This window comes from Sorangium sp. So ce1504 (assembly GCF_051521635.1).
In the GTDB taxonomy this organism is placed as follows: Bacteria; Myxococcota_A; Polyangia; order Polyangiales; family Polyangiaceae; genus Sorangium; species Sorangium cellulosum_B.
Map to the genome: position 1 here is coordinate 10,761,753 of NZ_CP150365.1, position 16,274 is coordinate 10,778,026.

Consider the following 16,274-nt stretch of genomic DNA (forward strand, 5'->3'; position numbering starts at 1 on the left):
GGGCGGGGGCGAGCGGGAGAGGAAGAGGGAGAGAACGCCGTGGCGACGATCAATTACAAATATATCGCGACGACGCGGAGCAATCATTTCTGTCCTGGCCCCGTCGCGGCCATCAGCGCATCGCCGCCGCCGCCGCCGACCGGGCCAGTACCAGGCCCATTCTGGTACGTCGCCCGATCGTCGACCGCGACGGACACCAGCGAACGGATCGAGGTTGGCGGCGCGCCGGTGCTCGTGCACGGCAGCTCGATGGGTGTCCAGGCGCCGGGCAACATCCCTTGCCAGTCGACGGGCGGCGATGTTGTGTCGCACGTCGTGAACAACGTGTGCAATGTCTACACTTCGTCAATGATCGTTGCGGCAGGCCATCGTGGGCTCGTCTGTACCGGCGACATGGCGGTTCTCAACGCAGCAGGCGTAAAGATGCAACTCGCCCAGCTCAGCGGGGTGCTCCTGGCGGCTGATATCATCCAAGTCGCAACAGCTGACAACGCCACCGTGAACATGACGGTGGTGCTCGATCCGATTTCCGTCGCGTCCGGCGCCATGATCGACGAGACCCTGGATCTATCGATCCCGGGGCTCATTCCGATCGACTGGAAGCGCCTCTATAGCTCCGCGCGCGCCGGCGAGCACACGCCGCTCGGTCGCGGCGGTTGGACGCATACCTACCACCAATGGATCGAGATCGACGGCGACACGCTGCACCTCCGTGACGCGGACGGCGCGACGATCACCGTACACGATACGGCACCACGCGAGCCAGCCTTCCACCGCGGTAAGCGCCTCGTGGTCACCCGCGATACACGTGGCGGCGCCACCGTGTTCTCGCTCGACACGCGCCTCACCCGGACCTTTCGCCCGAGCGGCAGCAGCCGCGCGCTCCTCCACGAGATCAGCAATGGATCCGGGCACAGGGTTATCCTCGAGTATGACGCAGAGCGGCTCGCGCGCATCATCGACACCGCGCGCCGAACGATCGCCCTGACCCACGACGACGACGGCCATATCGTGCGCCTCGACGTCTTTCTTCCCGGCGGCGAGCGGCGCGCTCCGGTCCACTCGATCTCGTACGCGTACAGCGACGGCGGCGAGCTCGTGCGGGCGACGGATCCGCTCGGCCACGCGGAGACGTACGGCTACGACGAGCAGCGTCACCTCAATCGCAAGACGCTGCCGACCGGCCTCTCGTTCTACTACCTCTATGATCCCGAATCCGGCCGCTGCGTCCGCTCCTGGGGAGACGGCGACCTCCACGCCGGCGATCTCACCTACGATCTCCAACAGGGCATCACTCACCTCACCGGCACCCCGGAGCCCCGCGTCTTCACGTGGCGGCCCGGGGACGGCTCGGTGGTACGCGAGGCATCGACCGATGGCCTCTTCGTGCGCGATCTTGAGTTCGACGCCGATGGCCTGCTCCTCACGGCGAAGAACGCGACGGGAGACGCCCTCACGCTCACCCGCGACGGGCGGGGGAACATCACGAGCATCACCGATCCCCTGGGCCGAGCGATTGAGCTCGAGTATTCGGAAGATCTCCTCGTACGGCGCCGCGCCGACGGTCTGACCACCGAGTACAGCTACGACCACCGGAATCGACTCATTTCGGCAAAATATGCGTCCGGAGCTCACTTGTCGCTGACGTACGACGATTACGGGCGCGTCGCCGCGATGCACGGACCGGACGGGATTCGCGCCGGCTTCCTCTACGACGAGCAGCACAACGCGATCGAAGAGCACACGCCCCGCGGAGGGGTCCGTCGATGGCGCCACGACGCGCTAGGACGGCCAGTCGTCTACGTCGATCCTCTGGGAAGAATGACTCGCCGTGACCTCGACGCACTGGGCCGGCCGATCGCGCTCCACTTGCCCGATGGGACCTCGATGCGCTTCGAGCACGATGCGCTCGGCCGCCTCACCCGCCGCATCGATGCGCTCGGACGAGTTGAGACATTCCGCTATGCGGGACTGAAATCCCCGGTAGAAGTAACCGAGCCCGACGGCTCGGTCTGGTCCCTATCTTTCGATCTCAACGAGCGGCTCCAGCAGGTGAAGAACCCGAAGGGAGAGACCTTCGATCTCCGGTATGATCGCGCCGGCAACCTCCGTGAGTACCGCTCGTATGACGGCCGCGTCTCCCGCGCCCGGCACGGAAAGAACGGCCGCTTGGCGCGCGTGGAGAATCCCGACGGCACCTTCCGCCTGCTCCGCCACGACGGGGCGGGGGAGATCGTCGCCGAGGAGACGCCGCACGGAGCCGTGAGGATCGAGACGCCCGAGGAACTCGTCGTCGAGCACATCGTCGAGGATCCAGCGGGGGAGGTGCGAGTGCGCGTCGAGCGCGATCTGCTCGGCCGTGTGGTGACCGAGACACAGAACGGACGGACCATCCGCTACGCGTACGATGCCCAGAATCGTTGCATTGCACGCCACCTCCCGACCGGACACGTAACCCGTTATACCTACGACGAGGAGGGCAACGTGTCGTCGCTCGATCACGACGGCTATCGCGTGGAGATCCACCGCGACCTCGCTGGCTCGGTGATTCGTAAGGTCTTCTCGAGCGCGGGCGTGGAGGCGCGGCGTGGGGTCGACCCGATGGCGCGCCCCACCCGCGACTGGGTCGGCACCGCCGGACGCACGCTCGTGGATCGTCTCTACACCCACGATGCCTCCGGCGCGCTCGTCGAGCGCAACGACCTGCGCTGGGGTGTCACCCACTACCGCTACGACAAGCTCGGGATGTTGCTCGAGGCGAGCAGCTCGAAAGGGCGCGAGTCCTTCGTGTACGACGCCGGGGGATCGTTGAAGCCCGCGAGCTCGGCCTGGGAGATGGCGCCGGGCGGGCTCTTGCTCCGCACCGAGGAGGTCGCATATGCCTATGACGACGCGAGCCGGCGCACGCGCGAGACACGGCCCGACGGAGAGACGGAGTACCTCTGGGATTGCCGCGGCCAGCTCCGCGAGATCCGTCGCCCCAACGGCACACGCGTCCTCTTCGCCTACGATGCCTTCAGCCGACGGATCAGGAAGGAGATCGTCCCGCCCTCCGCCCCGAGCGCGCTCGAGGCGGCAGAGGCGCCGAAGCCCCGCTTGGTCGAGTACCTGTGGGACGGCCTCTGCCTCGCCGCCGAGATCGACTCGGAGCGCGGTGTACGCGTCTTCGTGCACGAGCCGGGGACGATGAGCCCGCTCCTCCAGCAGGAGGGCACGGCGATCTACGCGGTCATCACCGACCACCTTGGCACCCCGACCGAGCTCATTGACCCGAAGGGTGAAGTCGCGTGGTCAGCGCGCCACTCGGCCTTCGGCCTCGTCGTCGACACCGCGCGCCCCGCGGGGGGCCCGCCCGTGGCGTCCCCCTTCCGGCTGCTCGGGCAGTACCACGATGAGGAGACGGGTCTCTGCTACGTCCGCTACCGCTACTTCGATCCCGGGACGGCGCGCTTCTTGAGCCCGGATCCACTCGAGTTGTTCGGCAGCCGCAACCTGTTCGCCTTCGACGGCAGCCCCACCACCCACGCGGACCCGTTGGGCCTTTCCTGTCTCGTCATCGGCAACCCGCTGCACGACAAGGGCGTCCGCCATGCCATAGCGCGCATAACGCCGGACGAGCACAATTATCGTGTCGTGATCCACGGGGAGCCTCACCATGTCGCGTCGACGGACGTCAACGGGATGAACACCAGGCATACACCAGACCAGCTGGTGCAGATGATCCACGCGGCCGGCAATTACAACGGCGCGTTGCTCATCACTCTCAACTCGTGCAACACGGGTCGCATCGCGAATGGCGTCGCCCAGCATGTCTCCTCCGCCTTCCCCAACCGCGACGTCCGCGGACCGAACGATCTCGTCTGGGGGCTCGGCCACTCCATCGCGCCTCCCGTTGGAGTAGCCAACAGCGTGCACTGGAGGCCCACGGCCGAGGAGCTGAGCACCAGCAAGCCCGATCCGACGCGCCCCGGCCAGTGGAACCACTTCAGGAATGGCAAACCGCGCGAGGACAGCCACAACGTGTACGACCAGCACACGGCGCTGACCAAGACACAGCCAATCCATGTGTCTCCGCCGAAAGGTCCGCTACCATTCCGGTGACCCCGGCGAGCCAACCCAGCGCTCCACGGAGCCTCACGTATCGACCTCGCGAAGGCATCCAGTCAGCGGCATGCGTTGCTCAGCCGCGCGCATGATAGAGAACGACATCATTCTGCTTCAGATCTCCGAAGTCAATGGCGAGCCACAGCTCGCCCTCCTCGCCAATGCGGAGCTGATAGTCCGATGGAAAGCATCGGTTCGGATAGAAGAAAATCGAAATGGGCTCCCAAACCTGCCCTTCCACGAGCCGGCAAATAGACAATGAGCCAAAGCGCTCGAACGAAACCACATATAATCCACCCAAGGGCGAGGCCACCAGCTCGCGCTGGACCCATTTGCTACTCAATGGCATTTGCGGAAGCATGTGCCATCTTCCTTCAAGGTGGTAAGCACCAAAGGGCTCCCCGGACGCCAATGTACCTTGCGCGATCCAATCATAGGGAGAAGGACCGAAGTTCACGAAGAGGCTCGACCCGGCCAACTCGGGGAGCGACTGGAAGTCGAGCCTCTCCCCTTCGCTTCCCCCTCGCGGGAACAACCACCATCCAGGCGCAAAGTGTGGTGACCGCTGGATTTCGAAGAGAGTGTCGCCGTCCTTCTTTACCCTATAGGACGACAAACTCAAGAAATCCGGAACGGGACGTTCGACGAACAGAAGTGGGATGGGTCTGTCCGTGCCATCTACCCATCTGAGCTTGCCGTCGACGGCCGCGGCAAGCACCCCGTCCGCCCAACCACGGGCCCACGCGATGCCCGGCTGCTCGACCCATTGCCCACGCCCCTCGTCCCAGCGGAGCATCCCTTCCCTCGGATAGGGCGTTCTGCCCGAGAACGCCCACCCCACCTGAGCCGAGATCCAGGCGCAGTCTGGCCACCGTCCGTCGATGGTACGAATATCCTTCAGGTCGAAAGGCGGCGAGAACACCCCCTGATCATCCGGTGCGGCCACGGCCTCCGTCTTCCGCTGCTCGAGGAGCTGCCCGCCCTGGGCCCTCGCGATGTAAGGGCCCGTGGACGCGATGATCGTTCCCTGGAGCTGGTGCAACCGGATGGGCTGCCGGGATGATGCGATGGCCGTAAACATGCCTGCCTCACTCCTTCCCCTTCGCGAGCCCTCACCGCTTCCCGCGGATCCGTTCACCTGCCTCGACCAGCTCCCGCATCCACTTCATCCGCAGCCCCGGCTCCGTCGCGAACCTCGCCTGCCACGCCGCGTCCTCGGTGCCCTTCGCCTCGCGAGTGAGCCCGTAGCGAGCGATCGTCGCCGTCGCCGTCGCGGGGCTCGCCGCGATCTCGGCGAGCATCGCAGCGTAGTCCTCCAGCGAGAGCCGGGGCCCTTGGGCAGCAGGCGAGCGCGCGCCGCCGCCCGACGACGGAGCGTCCGGTGACCCGGCGAACGGAAGAGCAGGCTTCGTGGCCTTGAACATCACAGGCGCCGTCCCGGCAGTCGACTCCTCCGGTGCCCCGCAACTTGCCGGCGGCTCCGCAGCCGGCAACCCGGAGCTCACCGCGACGCGCTCCTCCACGCGCGAGCCGAACGGCAGCGCCGGCCGGCTCGGCGCCGGGAACACCGGCGCCGTCTCGGCGATCTCCTTCTGCGCGAGCACCGGCTTCGGGAGCTCCGGCGCAGCCAGCGGCAACGGCCCGGACCTCAGCGCAGGCGCAGACGGCTCCACCCTCTCCGCGCCCCCCGGCTTCACGAACGGCAAGATCAGCTTCGATAAATCCCGCGGCAAATCCGCCGTCTCGCCCCGCATCTCCACCACCGCCCGCGCCCTCTTCACGCGCGCCGCCCCGCCGCCTCCGCGTCGCCGCCCTCAGCACCGGCGGCTCCGGCCGCACCTCCGGCACCGGCCCGGGCGCGGCGGCGAGGATCGCCGTCGCCTCGGCGCGCACGCCCCCCTCCGCCACGATCCGCTCCTGCCAGGCGCCGAGCAGCCGGAACACGTCGCCCTCCGACCACGCGGCAGGCATCCTCTCAGCTGCACGCATGATAAAGAACGGCTTCATGCTGCGTCGAATTGCCGAAGTCGATGGCGAGCCACAGCTCATCGTCCTCACTGGCCACGAAGCTGCGTTCGTGCCCGACCTGCAGGGTCGTGTGAAAGGGGATGGGAACGCGCTCCCATTCCCCGCCTCGCGCCAGCCTGTGAATGTAGAGCGCTGACGAGGCGTTCTCTGAAAAGAGGAAAAGCTCGCCCCTGGGCGTAGCCGCCAGGCTTATCACCCGAAACTCCCGTGAAACGGGTGGCAACGGGAGCCACCTCCCCTGGGCGCGGTACGCCAGGAAGGGCTCCCCGGACTCCAGTTCTCCGATGGCCATGGACTCATAGGGTGGATACCCGGCAACCATTTCGATGCCGCTCTCATCCACCCCGGGCGGCCATTCGAGCCTTTCACCATGCTCCTCTCCTCGCGGAAACATCCACCATTCAGGCTGGTGATGGCGCGCTCGCACGATGTGAACAGCGACATCGCCTGCAGTCGTCCTATGAAAATGCGCAGGTGGGTACCAACCATCCCAGACGATCTTCTTGGCGAGCACGGGAGGGATCGGCTTATCAGAGCTGTCCAGCCATCTCAGGGTGCCATCGGCTTCCAAGCCGAGCACCCCGCCCGCCCACTGGAGCACCCATAGGACATCGGGATGCTCCACCCATCGCGCGTGCCGCTCGTCCCAGCGGACCGCGGCGCCCCTCGGCTTCTTCAGCTCCTCCGCCAGCACAATCGCCTCTGCCGGACGCAGCCGCCGGGAGCCCATGCGGATCGTCCACCCCACACCGATGGCAGAAGCCCAGGTGCAGTCAGGCCATCGACCGACCATGCCAACAATCTCGTCCGGGACGATCGCCTCCGGAACCACCCCCTGGGCGTTCGGTGCCCTCACTACCTCCGTCTTCCGCTGCTCATGGAGCTGCCCACCCTGGGCCCGCGCGATGTAGGGACCGGTAGACGCGATGATCGCTCCCTGGAGCCGGTGCAACCGAATGGGCTGCTGTGACGATGCGATGGCCGTAAACATGCCGCGATCCACCTTCCGTCTTATCGCTTCCCGCGACGCCAGTCGCCTGTCTCGAATAGCTCCCGCATCCCCTTCATGCGCGGCGTCCGAGACACACACCGGCCTCGCGGACGACATCCGCTCAGCTGCACGCGTGCTTCAGCCATGCGCGTGGTAAAGGACGGCGCGATGCATGTCTGATTCACCGAAGTCGGCGGCGAGCCACAGCTCATCGTTCTCGCTGGCCACGAGCTGATACGGAGGACAGCCACCGAACCTCGTAGCAATAAGATGAAACAGAGAAGTTCCGCTGCACCTCGCATGAAACGGCACTGAGACACTCTCCCAGTCCCCTCCCGCCGCCAGGCGGTAAATGCGCACTGGCATGGAGTGCGCCTGTGCGCACAGAAATACTTGCCCCGAGGATGTGGTCAAGATGCCCTGCACTTCGTAGTTCTCTCGAAAGGGCGGCAGCCACTTCCATTCCCCCTGAACACGATGTGCAATAAAATTCTCCGCTGACGTCAGCATGCCTGAGGCGAAGAGCCCGTTCGACCGATAGTCGATGAAAATCTCCGCGCTCTGCTCATCCACTCCGGGTGGCCACTCGAACCGCTCCGGCTCGCGCTCTCCTCGCCGAAAGATCCACCAGCCAGGCTCATACTGAGGGGATTTCACGACGCGGATGATGACCTCGCCAGCCCTGGTCACATAAGGATTGTAGGCAAAAATACCCTGAGTGAGCACGGGATCGATCGGCGTGTCCGCGCCGTCCGTCCATCTGAACCTGCCGTCGGATCCCGTGACGAGCACCCCATCAGCCCACTCACCAACCCACTCGTTCTCGGGGTGTTCCACCCAACCACCAGAGGCGTCGTCCCAACGAACCACCACATTCCTGCTGACTTGGGTCCAGAGCGTGGCACCAGGCATCGGCCCCTGGATGGCGCGCATCGCCGGCCCTGCATAGACAAGAGCCCAGACCTGGTCAGGCCACCGGCCCACCATGCTGGTAATCTGCGGCGGGACGGACGGCTCGAGCTGCGGCTGAGCGTCCGGAGCCCCCGGCAACTCCAGCTTCCGCATCTCGTGGAGCTGGCCGCCCTGGGCCCGCGCGACGTGAAACCCGGTAGAGGCGAGGATCGCCCCATGCAGCCTGTGCAACCGGATGGGCTGCGGCGATGATGCGATGGCCTTGAACATACCGTGCTCGACTCCTCCTCCCTCGCTCCCTCACCGCTTCCCGCGGATCCGCTCGCCCGCCTCGACCAGCGCCCGCATCCACTTCGTCCGCAGCCCCGGCTCCGCCGCGAACCTCGCCTGCCACGCCGCGTCCTCGGCGCTCTTCGCCTCGCGGGTGAGCCCGTAACGCGCGATCGCCGCCGTCGCCGTCGCGGGGCTCGCCGCGATCTCCGCGAGCATCGCAGCGTAGTCCTCCAGCGATAGCCGGGGATCATCGGCCGCCGGCGAGCGCGCGCTGCCGCCCGACGACGGCGGGGCGCCCGACGACGACCCCCCGGGCGACGGGACGAACGGAAGCGCCGGCTTCGCGGCCTCGAACATCACAGGCGCCGTCCCGACGCCGGGCGTCCCGGCAATCGACTCCTCCGGCGCCCCGCCGCTTGCCGGCGGCTCCGCAGCCGGCAACCCGGAGCTCACCTCGACGCCCTCCCCCACGCGCGACCCAAACGGCAGCGCCGGCCGGCTCGGCGCCGGGAACACCGGCGCCGTCTCGGCAATCTCCTTCGGCGCGAGCACCGGCTTCGGGAGCTCCGGCGCAGCCAGCGGCGGCAACGGCCCGGACCTCGCCGCCGACGCGGGCGGCTCCACCCGCTCCGCGCCCCCCGGCTGCTTCACGAACGGCAAGATCAGCTTCGATAGATCCCGCGGCAGCTCCGCCGTCTCGAGCGGCATCCCCACCACCGCCCGCGCCTTCTTCACGCGCGCCGCCGCGCCGCCACGAGTTCTCCGCGTCGACGCCCTCAGCACCGGCGCCTCCGGCCGCACCTCCGGCACCGGCCCGGGCGCGGCGGCGAGGATCGCCGTCGCCTCGGCGCGCACGCCCCCCTCCGCCACGATCCACTCCTGCCAAGCGCCCAGCAGCCGGAACACGTCGCCCTCGCCGAGCCCGCGCGCCTCGAGGAACCCGAGCGGATCCTCCGACGCCGTGAACGCGCGGAAGAAATCGAGCCAGGCGCGCAGGTCCGTGTCGAGCGGAGGCACCTTGCGCTCCACGTGCGCCTGCGCCGCGAGGCGGTGCTCGTCGCACGCCGCGAGCAACGCCCCGTCCCCCATCGCGCTCCCGGCGAGGCGCTCCGACCAGGCCTCCTCCGCCGGCGGCCAGGCTCCGGCGGCGATCGCGGCGTGCTCCAGGCTCGCCTCGAGCGAGACGCCCTCGGCCGTGTACGCCAGCACCGCCGCATAGGCCGAGAGCGGCACGCCCGCGATCTCGGGATCCACAGGCTCCCCAGCGCCGCCCGCCGCGTCACCCATCGCCGCGCACCACGACCTCGCGCAGCACCCGCCGGCCCCTGCCGATCGGGAAGACGGCGCGCGCCACGAGCTCCACCCGCCGCGCCTCGGGCTGGATCAGCACCGTGTCGATCGGCGGCCGCACGACCACGCGCTCCCCCGTGTCGTAACGCGCGCTCGCCACCACCGGAAACCCCGGTAGCGCGAAGACGATCGGCTCGAGCGACATGCCGACGATGCCCACCGGATCCCCGGGCGCGAGGTGCTCCTCGAACTGGAGCGAAGGGTGGGCGACGTTGCCAAAGCGGATGTCCTGATCCTCCGGCGGGAGCGGCATCCGCGCCGCCTTCCACCGCTCGTCGAACGTGCCAGCGTGCTCGAGGCGCGGCGACCAGTGCATCATGATCGCGCCGAAGCCCACCGGCGCATGGCGATCCGACGCAGACACGTGGGGCCGCTCCGGGTGCTCGATCTGCGGAGCTTTCGTGTCCACGAGGTCCGCCGCGCTCCTCGCCGCGCCGACGCCGGCCGGGTTCCGGAGATCGACCACCGAGAGGTCCTCCGACATGCCGCCATACGCCCGCTCGTAGACGATCGGCACCCGCTCGAACGGCGCAGCAGGCCCGATCCCGACGCCGAGGACGCCCTTGAAGAAGAAGCGCTGCCCGTGGACGCGCAGGGGCGTGAGCCGCTGCCTGACCCGCACCGCGATGTCGAGCACCCTCACCTTCTCGGGGGCGATCGCGTCGCCGGTCACCACCACGTCCGTGCCCAGCTTGGCGACGCCGAGATCCGACGGGAAGCGGAGGCTGCTCCGCGGACTCTCGGGCTCCCAGGGCTCGTCGGCGACACGGACCGGCGCAGGGTCGTCCGCGAGCCGCGAGCCCCCGCTCCGATCGAGGACGAACGTGCCCTTGACGATGGCGACCAGGACATCGTTGCCCTCGCGATCGAGGAGCGGCACGGGCTGGACGGCGAAGGGGGTCTGGTTCGCGATGCTCACGGACGAGGATCCGGCGGGTGATCTTGCATCCTATACGCAGGCACGCCGCGATCCCCGGAGATCGCTTCAGGCAAACCTGCGCTCAGCGCCCGGTCATGTAGAACGTACCGAGGCACATCTCGTCGGTCGTGCCCTCTCCCCAGACGACATCCCCGGGGACCCGCGGCTGTCCGTCGATGATCGGCTGCTTCTCGGGCGTGTTGTCCCAGTGGCACTCGATCGACAGCTTGTCGCCCGGCTCGAGCACCTTGGGCTCGGCGAGCTTGTAGTTTCCCTGCCAGTGGAAGTCCCAGCGCGGGATGTCGAGCACACACTCCGAGCCGCCGCCGGCGCGCTCGATCTCGAGGCGCGCGCGCGTGCCGAGCGTGTGCATGTGGAGGCCCACCCAGTGGATCTCGATCGGCTCGCTGCCCGCGAGCGCCCGGGAGGGATCGGCCCCCCAGCGGTGGACGACGTCGCTCTCCAGGGCAGGGATCAGCATGGAGTCGCCGCTGAGCCAGGCCGGGTTCGCCCACGGCTGCATCGTGCCCTCCCGCTCGACCGAGCTCTCCAGCATTACGTCGATCGCTGTGCGATCCGGCAGCTTGCCCGCCGTCAGCGTGTTGTAGTGGACCTGCATGATCAGCCTGGAGCCAGGCTCGATCCGGGTGCCCGCGCCCGGCGGGAAGATCATGCTCCCGCCGCCGGGCACCCAGCCGCCGAGCCAGCGCGGCTTGAGCCCAGGGCCGCCGTAGCAGGGATAACCCGGGCCCGGGTCGGCCGCGTCGAGGGCGTCGAGCTCGGCGAGCTGGTCCGGCGCCGCGATGAAGGCGATCACGTGGTGGACGACGCGCTGCTCGCCGGGCCTGATCCCGAAGCCGGTGACGTACCGCACGGCCTCCTCCGGCCAGTCGATCACGAAGCAGCGGTACTCGTCGGGCCCCGTCTGCGGGGTGTACTCGACCGGCATCTCGAGCGTGCGGTCCACACGAGCGAGCGCGGCGCTCGCCGGCGGGTCGATCGGCGGGCCCTCGTCCGCCGGATCACCCAGGGCCGCGCCGCCGTCGACCCACGCGGCAATGGTCTGGATCTGCTGCTCGGACAGGGAGCGGTCACCCACGTACTCGGCGCAGGTGTTGTCGGCCGGCCAGGGGGGCATCGTGCGCTCGACGACGGCCCGCTTGATGGGCGCGGCCCAGGACGCCGCTGTCTCGTGGCCCTCGAGCGAGAACGGCGCGACGCCACCGTCGCTGTGGCACCCCGCGCACCGCGCGTCGAAGATGGGTTTGACGTCCCGGTAGTACGTGACGGCGGCCTGGACGCCGCCGCCCGCCGCGGCCCCGGCGTCATCGCCGCCGCAGGCGGAGAGGACGGCCAGCGCCGCCGCAAGCCATGCCCATGAGCCCGTGATCCCCGCGCACCTCGTCATAGAACACCTGCCTCGTGTCAGCGGCGCTCGTGGACCGCGCCGCTCGCGGGCTCGCGCCGGAGGAAGAACGCGATGACCTCGGCGAGCTCGTCGCGCGCGGCCACGAGGAGCACCGTGGCGCCCCCCGCGACGACGGACGAGCCGCGCGGCGCCTCGACGCGGCCATCCGGGCGGTAGACGCCGGCGAAGACGCACGACGAAGGGAAGCTGGCGCTGCCCGCGATGGTGCTCACCGTGCGGCCCGCGATCACCGAGTCGACCGGGACGTCGAGCTCGAACGCGACCGACTCGCCGGCGCCGAGCACCATCGCGTGGCGGACGCCCGGGTGCTCGATGGCGGTGGCCATCGCGCCGATGAAGACGTCGATCTCGGAGAGGATCTGGTCCACGCCCGCGCGGACGTACACGCCCCGGTAGGCGGGGTCCCGCATGCGCACCATGACGCGCTTGGCCCCCCCGGCCTGCGCGAGGAGCGCCACGGCGAGGTTGTCGGCGTCGCGGCGGAGCATCGCCACCACCACGTCGGCGCGCGCCACCTCGGCCTCCTGGAGGAGCCCGGCGTCGGTCGCGTCGCCCACGAGCGAGACGAGGCCGTGCCGCTCGAACGCGCTGTTGGCGATCGCCTCGTCGCGATCGACGGTCGTCACGTCGTGGCCCATCTTCGCGAGGTGGACCGCGACGCTGAGCCCTGCGCGCCCGGCGCCCGCGATGAGAACGCGCATGTCAGCTCTCTCCTTCGTGCTCGTGAGGGTTCGCGCCGGGCGCCGCGTGTCCGCCGGGGAGCTCCACCATGGCCCTGTCGATCTGGTTCACGTGGGCGTGCGCGGTGTCGGCGGCGATGAGGCCGCGCCTCGCCGCGTCGAGCACCGCCGCCTTCTGCGCCGAGAGGAGGGCGAGATCGGTGAGGTGGTCGCGGACCACCTCGCCCTGCGGCGTCTGGAGCGCCACCTCCGCCCGGATGACCTGCCGCTGGAACGCGGCGCGGCGCTCGGCGTGCTCCTTGCGGGACACGAGGCCCGCCGCGAGCAGATCGTCGAGCTCGGACTGGCCGCGCCGCGCCGCGATGAGCGTGGCCTTCGCGGCGTCGAGCGCGGCGTCCGCGGTCGGGATCGCGACCCGCAGGAACTTGAGCAGCCGAGCGAACGGCAGCGCCTGCGCGACCAGCGTGACGAAGGTGACGCCGAAGACGATCGTGATCAGGCGGTCGCGGTACGGCAGGCCGCTCGGGAGGCTGAGGACCGCGGCCATCGACAGCGCGCCCTTGATGTTGCCGACCAGCATCACGTGCTGCCACCGGAAGGGCACGACCTCGCCCGTGAGCGCCCGGAGCACGCCGAAGCAGCCGTAGACGGCCACCGCCCTGCCCGCGTGCAGGGCGATCAGCGCGAGGCCGATGGACGCCGCCTCGCGCACGAGCATCTCCGCCTGGATCTGCATGCCGACGAGCTCGAAGAGCAGCACGTTGAGGCAGAAGCCGCTCGTCTCCCAGAAGCCCTGGAGCGCGAGCACGCGCGAGGGCTCGAGGATGCGGCGCGCGGCCTTGCCGACGATCACCCCGAGGACCACGACGGCGATGACCGGCGAGGCGTGGAGCCGCTCGGCGAGCAGGGCCGTGGCGAAGACGAGCACGATGGACGCGAGGATCGCGGTCAGGTGATCCGGCGTGCGGCGGAGGAGGGACGCGCCGACGGCGCCGAGCGCGCCCCCGACGGCCGCGCCGCCGGCCATGGCCAGGGCGAGCGCGCGGAAGCTCTCGGCGCCGTCGAAGGAGCCGCTCGCGAGGACCTGCGACGCGAGCACCACGAGCACGAGCGCGGTGCCGTCGTTGAAGAGGCTCTCGCCTTCCATGATGGCCGCAAGCCGGTGCGGCACGCGGACGCTGCGGAAGGCGAGCAGCACGCTCACGGTGTCGGTGATCGAGAGCAGCGCGCCGAGGAGGAGCGCCGCCGCAAACGGGAGCGCGAGCAGCTGCGTCGCCACCGCGGCGGTGCCGAGCAGCGAGATGAGCACGCCCGGAACGGCGAGCGCGAGGATCGGCCGGCTCGCGCCCCTCAGGCTGTCCGCGTCGGCGAACAGGGCGCCCTCGAACACGAGCACCGGGAGGAACGCGATGAGGATGACCTCCGGGTCCATCGGCGCCTTCGGGAGCACGTCGACGACGACGAGCAGCAGCCCCACGAGCACGAGCGCGACGTTGTAGGGAATCGCGACGCGCTTCGCCCCGATCGCGACCGCCGAACCGACGGCCAGGACGAGGAGCAGGCTCTCGAGCCGCTCCCTCATGAGGCACCTCGCGGCCGCGGCGCGAGCACGAGGGAGGGCGCCCGCGGCGGGCGCGTCGCGATGTGCACGGGGTCCGCGGGAGAGCTCACCGTGGATCCTGCGCTACCTGATCGCCTCCGGAATCGCAAGACGCGAGAGGCATCGCCGGGCGGCCGAGCGAGAGGCGCGCACGCGTCCTCGCGTGCGCGCCTCTCGCTCGGCCGCCCGGGAAGAGGTGCGATATCGATAGATCACATGATACGACATCGACGACATCATCGCTTCGTCGTCGTGGAGCGATCCCCGACAAATCCCCTCATCTCGCTGGCATCTTTGGCGGGAATCTGAACGACACCGGCTCTCGGCGCTCTCGATGCTGTTCTGTCAGCCTGCCGGCAGCTGGACGCAGAATCGGCTCCCCCGCCCCTCGTTGTCCCTCACGTCGATCCTGCCGCCGTGCGCCTCGACGACCAGCCGGCAGAACGTCAGCCCGAGGCCGCGGCCGGCCGCAGAGATCGCGCCCCCGTCGGCGAGCCGCGCGTACTTGTCGAAGATGCGGTCGCGCAGGTGGGCCGGGATCCCCAGGCCCTCATCGCACACGTTGAGCTCGACCCAGCCCGGGTCGAGCCACCGCGCCTCGAGGCGCACTGCGCCGCGGGGCGGGGTATGACGGAGCGCATTGTCGACGAGGTTCAGCAGGACGCGCCGCACGAGCTCCTCATCGGCGCGGAGAAGACAGCTCGGCATGGCGGGGCAGAGCTCGATGCGCTGCCCGCGCGACGCGGCGAGCGGCTCCAGGATCTCGGCCACACCTTCGAACAGCGACGCAGGATCGAGCTCGGCGAGCCGCAGCACGAACATCCCGTGCTGGCGGCTCGCGACGTCGAGCAGGTTCAGCGCTGTGCGCTGGATGACCTCGGCCGAGGTGAGGACGGCATTCCATCGGCGCCGCTCCGGCTCCGGGAGATCCTGCTTTTTCAGGCGCGCCTGCGCGGCGAGGATGATGCCGGCGGCGGGACTCCTGAGATCGTGCGCGAGGAACTCGCTCAGCGCCTCGTTCTGCCGGTGGAGCTCCTCCAGGGCCTTTTGCCTCTCCGCGAGATCGCGGTTCGCCGCCTCGACCTCGCGCGCCCGCGCCTTGCCCTTCTCCAGGCCGTCGTGGAGCGCGACGTTCTCCAGGGCGACGGCGGCGCTGCCGGCGAGCGCCTGGAGCAGCGACACCTCGCCCTGCGGGATCTCTCGTATGGAGCTCCAGTAGGTCCCGATCGCCCCGAGAGGAGCACGCGCGCGGATCGGCACCATGGCCATGCTCCGCACGTAGGTCGGCCGATAGGCGTCGATCGGGACGCGGGGATCGCGCGTGATGTCGCCGATGACCGCCGGCTTCCGATTCAACATCACCCAACCGCTGACGCACGCCGACATCGGAAACCGTTTCCCCTGCCAGAGCGGGGAGATCGAGTCCTCCTGCGCGTAGTAACAGAGATCGCCGTCGCGGAGCACGAAGGACGCGCCGTCGGCGCCCGTGAGGTCGCGGGCGGCCCGATCGACAATCTGCATGATCGTCTGGAGGTCGCGGGCCAGCGAGAGGTCCTGCACGACGCTGATGAGGCGCTCGCAAGGATGGAGTTGTCGGAAACTCGGGTCCGAGTCAGCGAATCTCTCGTGGCCCTCGGGTTCCATTCGGCAGGGTCTCTAACGCGCGCTGGCGCGCACGACAAGGCGAGCGCGACGCGTTAAACGACGTCCCCCAGCGCACGTCACCGCCAGTGTCCGCGCGGCCGCCTCGCGGTCGGCGGCCGTACAGCGGCGGCCGCTCCCCCTCTCCACGCAGCGAGCTCCAGGCCGACCTCTCGGCGGATGCACGCGCCCCCCCGAGCGCCGCGCCCGCTCGCGTCCTCGCACAGGCAGCAGAACCATCCTTCCGCCAGAACCGCTGTCGGCCATCGCTTCATGCCGAGCGCGGAGGGGCGATGTGGTGGGGCAGCGGGCGCTCACCATCCGGCCGGGGTCGCGCGGGCCTCGAT

The 16,274-nt window shown here is 69.2% G+C and carries 11 protein-coding genes; 1 reads left to right on the top strand and 10 read right to left on the bottom strand.

Annotation, left to right across the window (positions count from 1 at the left end; all coding sequences use genetic code 11):
* Nucleotides 1-39: 39 nt before the first annotated feature.
* Nucleotides 40-4,101, top strand: coding sequence for a DUF6531 domain-containing protein (locus tag WMF39_RS40475; protein WP_437741784.1), 4,062 nt, complete (start codon nucleotides 40-42; stop codon nucleotides 4,099-4,101).
* Nucleotides 4,102-4,180: 79 nt separating this feature from the next.
* On the opposite strand, the gene WMF39_RS40480 is transcribed toward WMF39_RS40475, so the two are convergent.
* The 10 genes from WMF39_RS40480 to WMF39_RS40525 form a co-directional block, all read right to left on the bottom strand.
* Nucleotides 4,181-5,185, bottom strand: coding sequence for a hypothetical protein (locus WMF39_RS40480; protein ID WP_437741785.1), 1,005 nt, complete (start codon nucleotides 5,183-5,185; stop codon nucleotides 4,181-4,183).
* A 31-nt stretch (nucleotides 5,186-5,216) separates the two neighbouring features.
* Nucleotides 5,217-5,885, bottom strand: a complete 669-nt coding sequence (locus WMF39_RS40485) for a hypothetical protein (protein WP_437741786.1) — start codon at nucleotides 5,883-5,885, stop codon at nucleotides 5,217-5,219.
* 194 nt (nucleotides 5,886-6,079) lie between these two features.
* Nucleotides 6,080-7,123: a hypothetical protein gene (locus WMF39_RS40490; protein WP_437741787.1), complete on the bottom strand. Its 1,044-nt coding sequence runs from the start codon at nucleotides 7,121-7,123 to the stop codon at nucleotides 6,080-6,082.
* A 138-nt stretch (nucleotides 7,124-7,261) separates the two neighbouring features.
* Nucleotides 7,262-8,305 (bottom strand): hypothetical protein, encoded by a 1,044-nt coding sequence (locus tag WMF39_RS40495; protein WP_437741788.1) that lies wholly within the window; start codon nucleotides 8,303-8,305, stop codon nucleotides 7,262-7,264.
* Nucleotides 8,306-8,335: 30 nt separating this feature from the next.
* Nucleotides 8,336-9,595 (bottom strand): hypothetical protein, encoded by a 1,260-nt coding sequence (locus WMF39_RS40500; RefSeq protein WP_437741789.1) that lies wholly within the window; start codon nucleotides 9,593-9,595, stop codon nucleotides 8,336-8,338.
* Complete coding sequence (locus WMF39_RS40505; RefSeq protein WP_437741790.1) at nucleotides 9,588-10,577, bottom strand: DUF2169 family type VI secretion system accessory protein; 990 nt, start codon at nucleotides 10,575-10,577, stop codon at nucleotides 9,588-9,590. The genes WMF39_RS40500 and WMF39_RS40505 overlap by 8 nt, the downstream gene beginning before the upstream one ends.
* Before the next feature lie 82 nt (nucleotides 10,578-10,659).
* On the bottom strand, nucleotides 10,660-11,985 hold the full coding sequence (locus WMF39_RS40510) for a monooxygenase (RefSeq protein ID WP_437741791.1): 1,326 nt from the start codon (nucleotides 11,983-11,985) through the stop codon (nucleotides 10,660-10,662).
* Nucleotides 11,986-12,002: 17 nt separating this feature from the next.
* A complete protein-coding gene (locus WMF39_RS40515) occupies nucleotides 12,003-12,707 on the bottom strand; it encodes a potassium channel family protein (RefSeq protein ID WP_437741792.1) in 705 nt (234 codons plus the stop codon).
* A 1-nt stretch (nucleotide 12,708) separates the two neighbouring features.
* Nucleotides 12,709-14,268, bottom strand: a complete 1,560-nt coding sequence (locus WMF39_RS40520; protein ID WP_437741793.1) for a cation:proton antiporter — start codon at nucleotides 14,266-14,268, stop codon at nucleotides 12,709-12,711.
* Nucleotides 14,269-14,631: 363 nt separating this feature from the next.
* Complete coding sequence (locus tag WMF39_RS40525) at nucleotides 14,632-15,930, bottom strand: ATP-binding protein (RefSeq protein ID WP_437741794.1); 1,299 nt, start codon at nucleotides 15,928-15,930, stop codon at nucleotides 14,632-14,634.
* Between the last annotated feature and the right edge of the window lie 344 nt (nucleotides 15,931-16,274).

Bases quoted from the DNA above. Each gene is read 5' to 3' on its own strand.
- WMF39_RS40480 (WP_437741785.1), bottom strand. From the start codon at position 5,185: ATGTTTACGGCCATCGCATCATCCCGGCAGCCCATCCGGTTGCACCAG.
- WMF39_RS40490 (WP_437741787.1), bottom strand. From the start codon at position 7,123: ATGTTTACGGCCATCGCATCGTCACAGCAGCCCATTCGGTTGCACCGG.
- WMF39_RS40495 (WP_437741788.1), bottom strand. From the start codon at position 8,305: ATGTTCAAGGCCATCGCATCATCGCCGCAGCCCATCCGGTTGCACAGG.
- WMF39_RS40500 (WP_437741789.1), bottom strand. From the start codon at position 9,595: ATGGGTGACGCGGCGGGCGGCGCTGGGGAGCCTGTGGATCCCGAGATC.
- WMF39_RS40510 (WP_437741791.1), bottom strand. From the start codon at position 11,985: ATGACGAGGTGCGCGGGGATCACGGGCTCATGGGCATGGCTTGCGGCG.
- WMF39_RS40515 (WP_437741792.1), bottom strand. From the start codon at position 12,707: ATGCGCGTTCTCATCGCGGGCGCCGGGCGCGCAGGGCTCAGCGTCGCG.
- WMF39_RS40520 (WP_437741793.1), bottom strand. From the start codon at position 14,268: ATGAGGGAGCGGCTCGAGAGCCTGCTCCTCGTCCTGGCCGTCGGTTCG.
- WMF39_RS40525 (WP_437741794.1), bottom strand. From the start codon at position 15,930: ATGGAACCCGAGGGCCACGAGAGATTCGCTGACTCGGACCCGAGTTTC.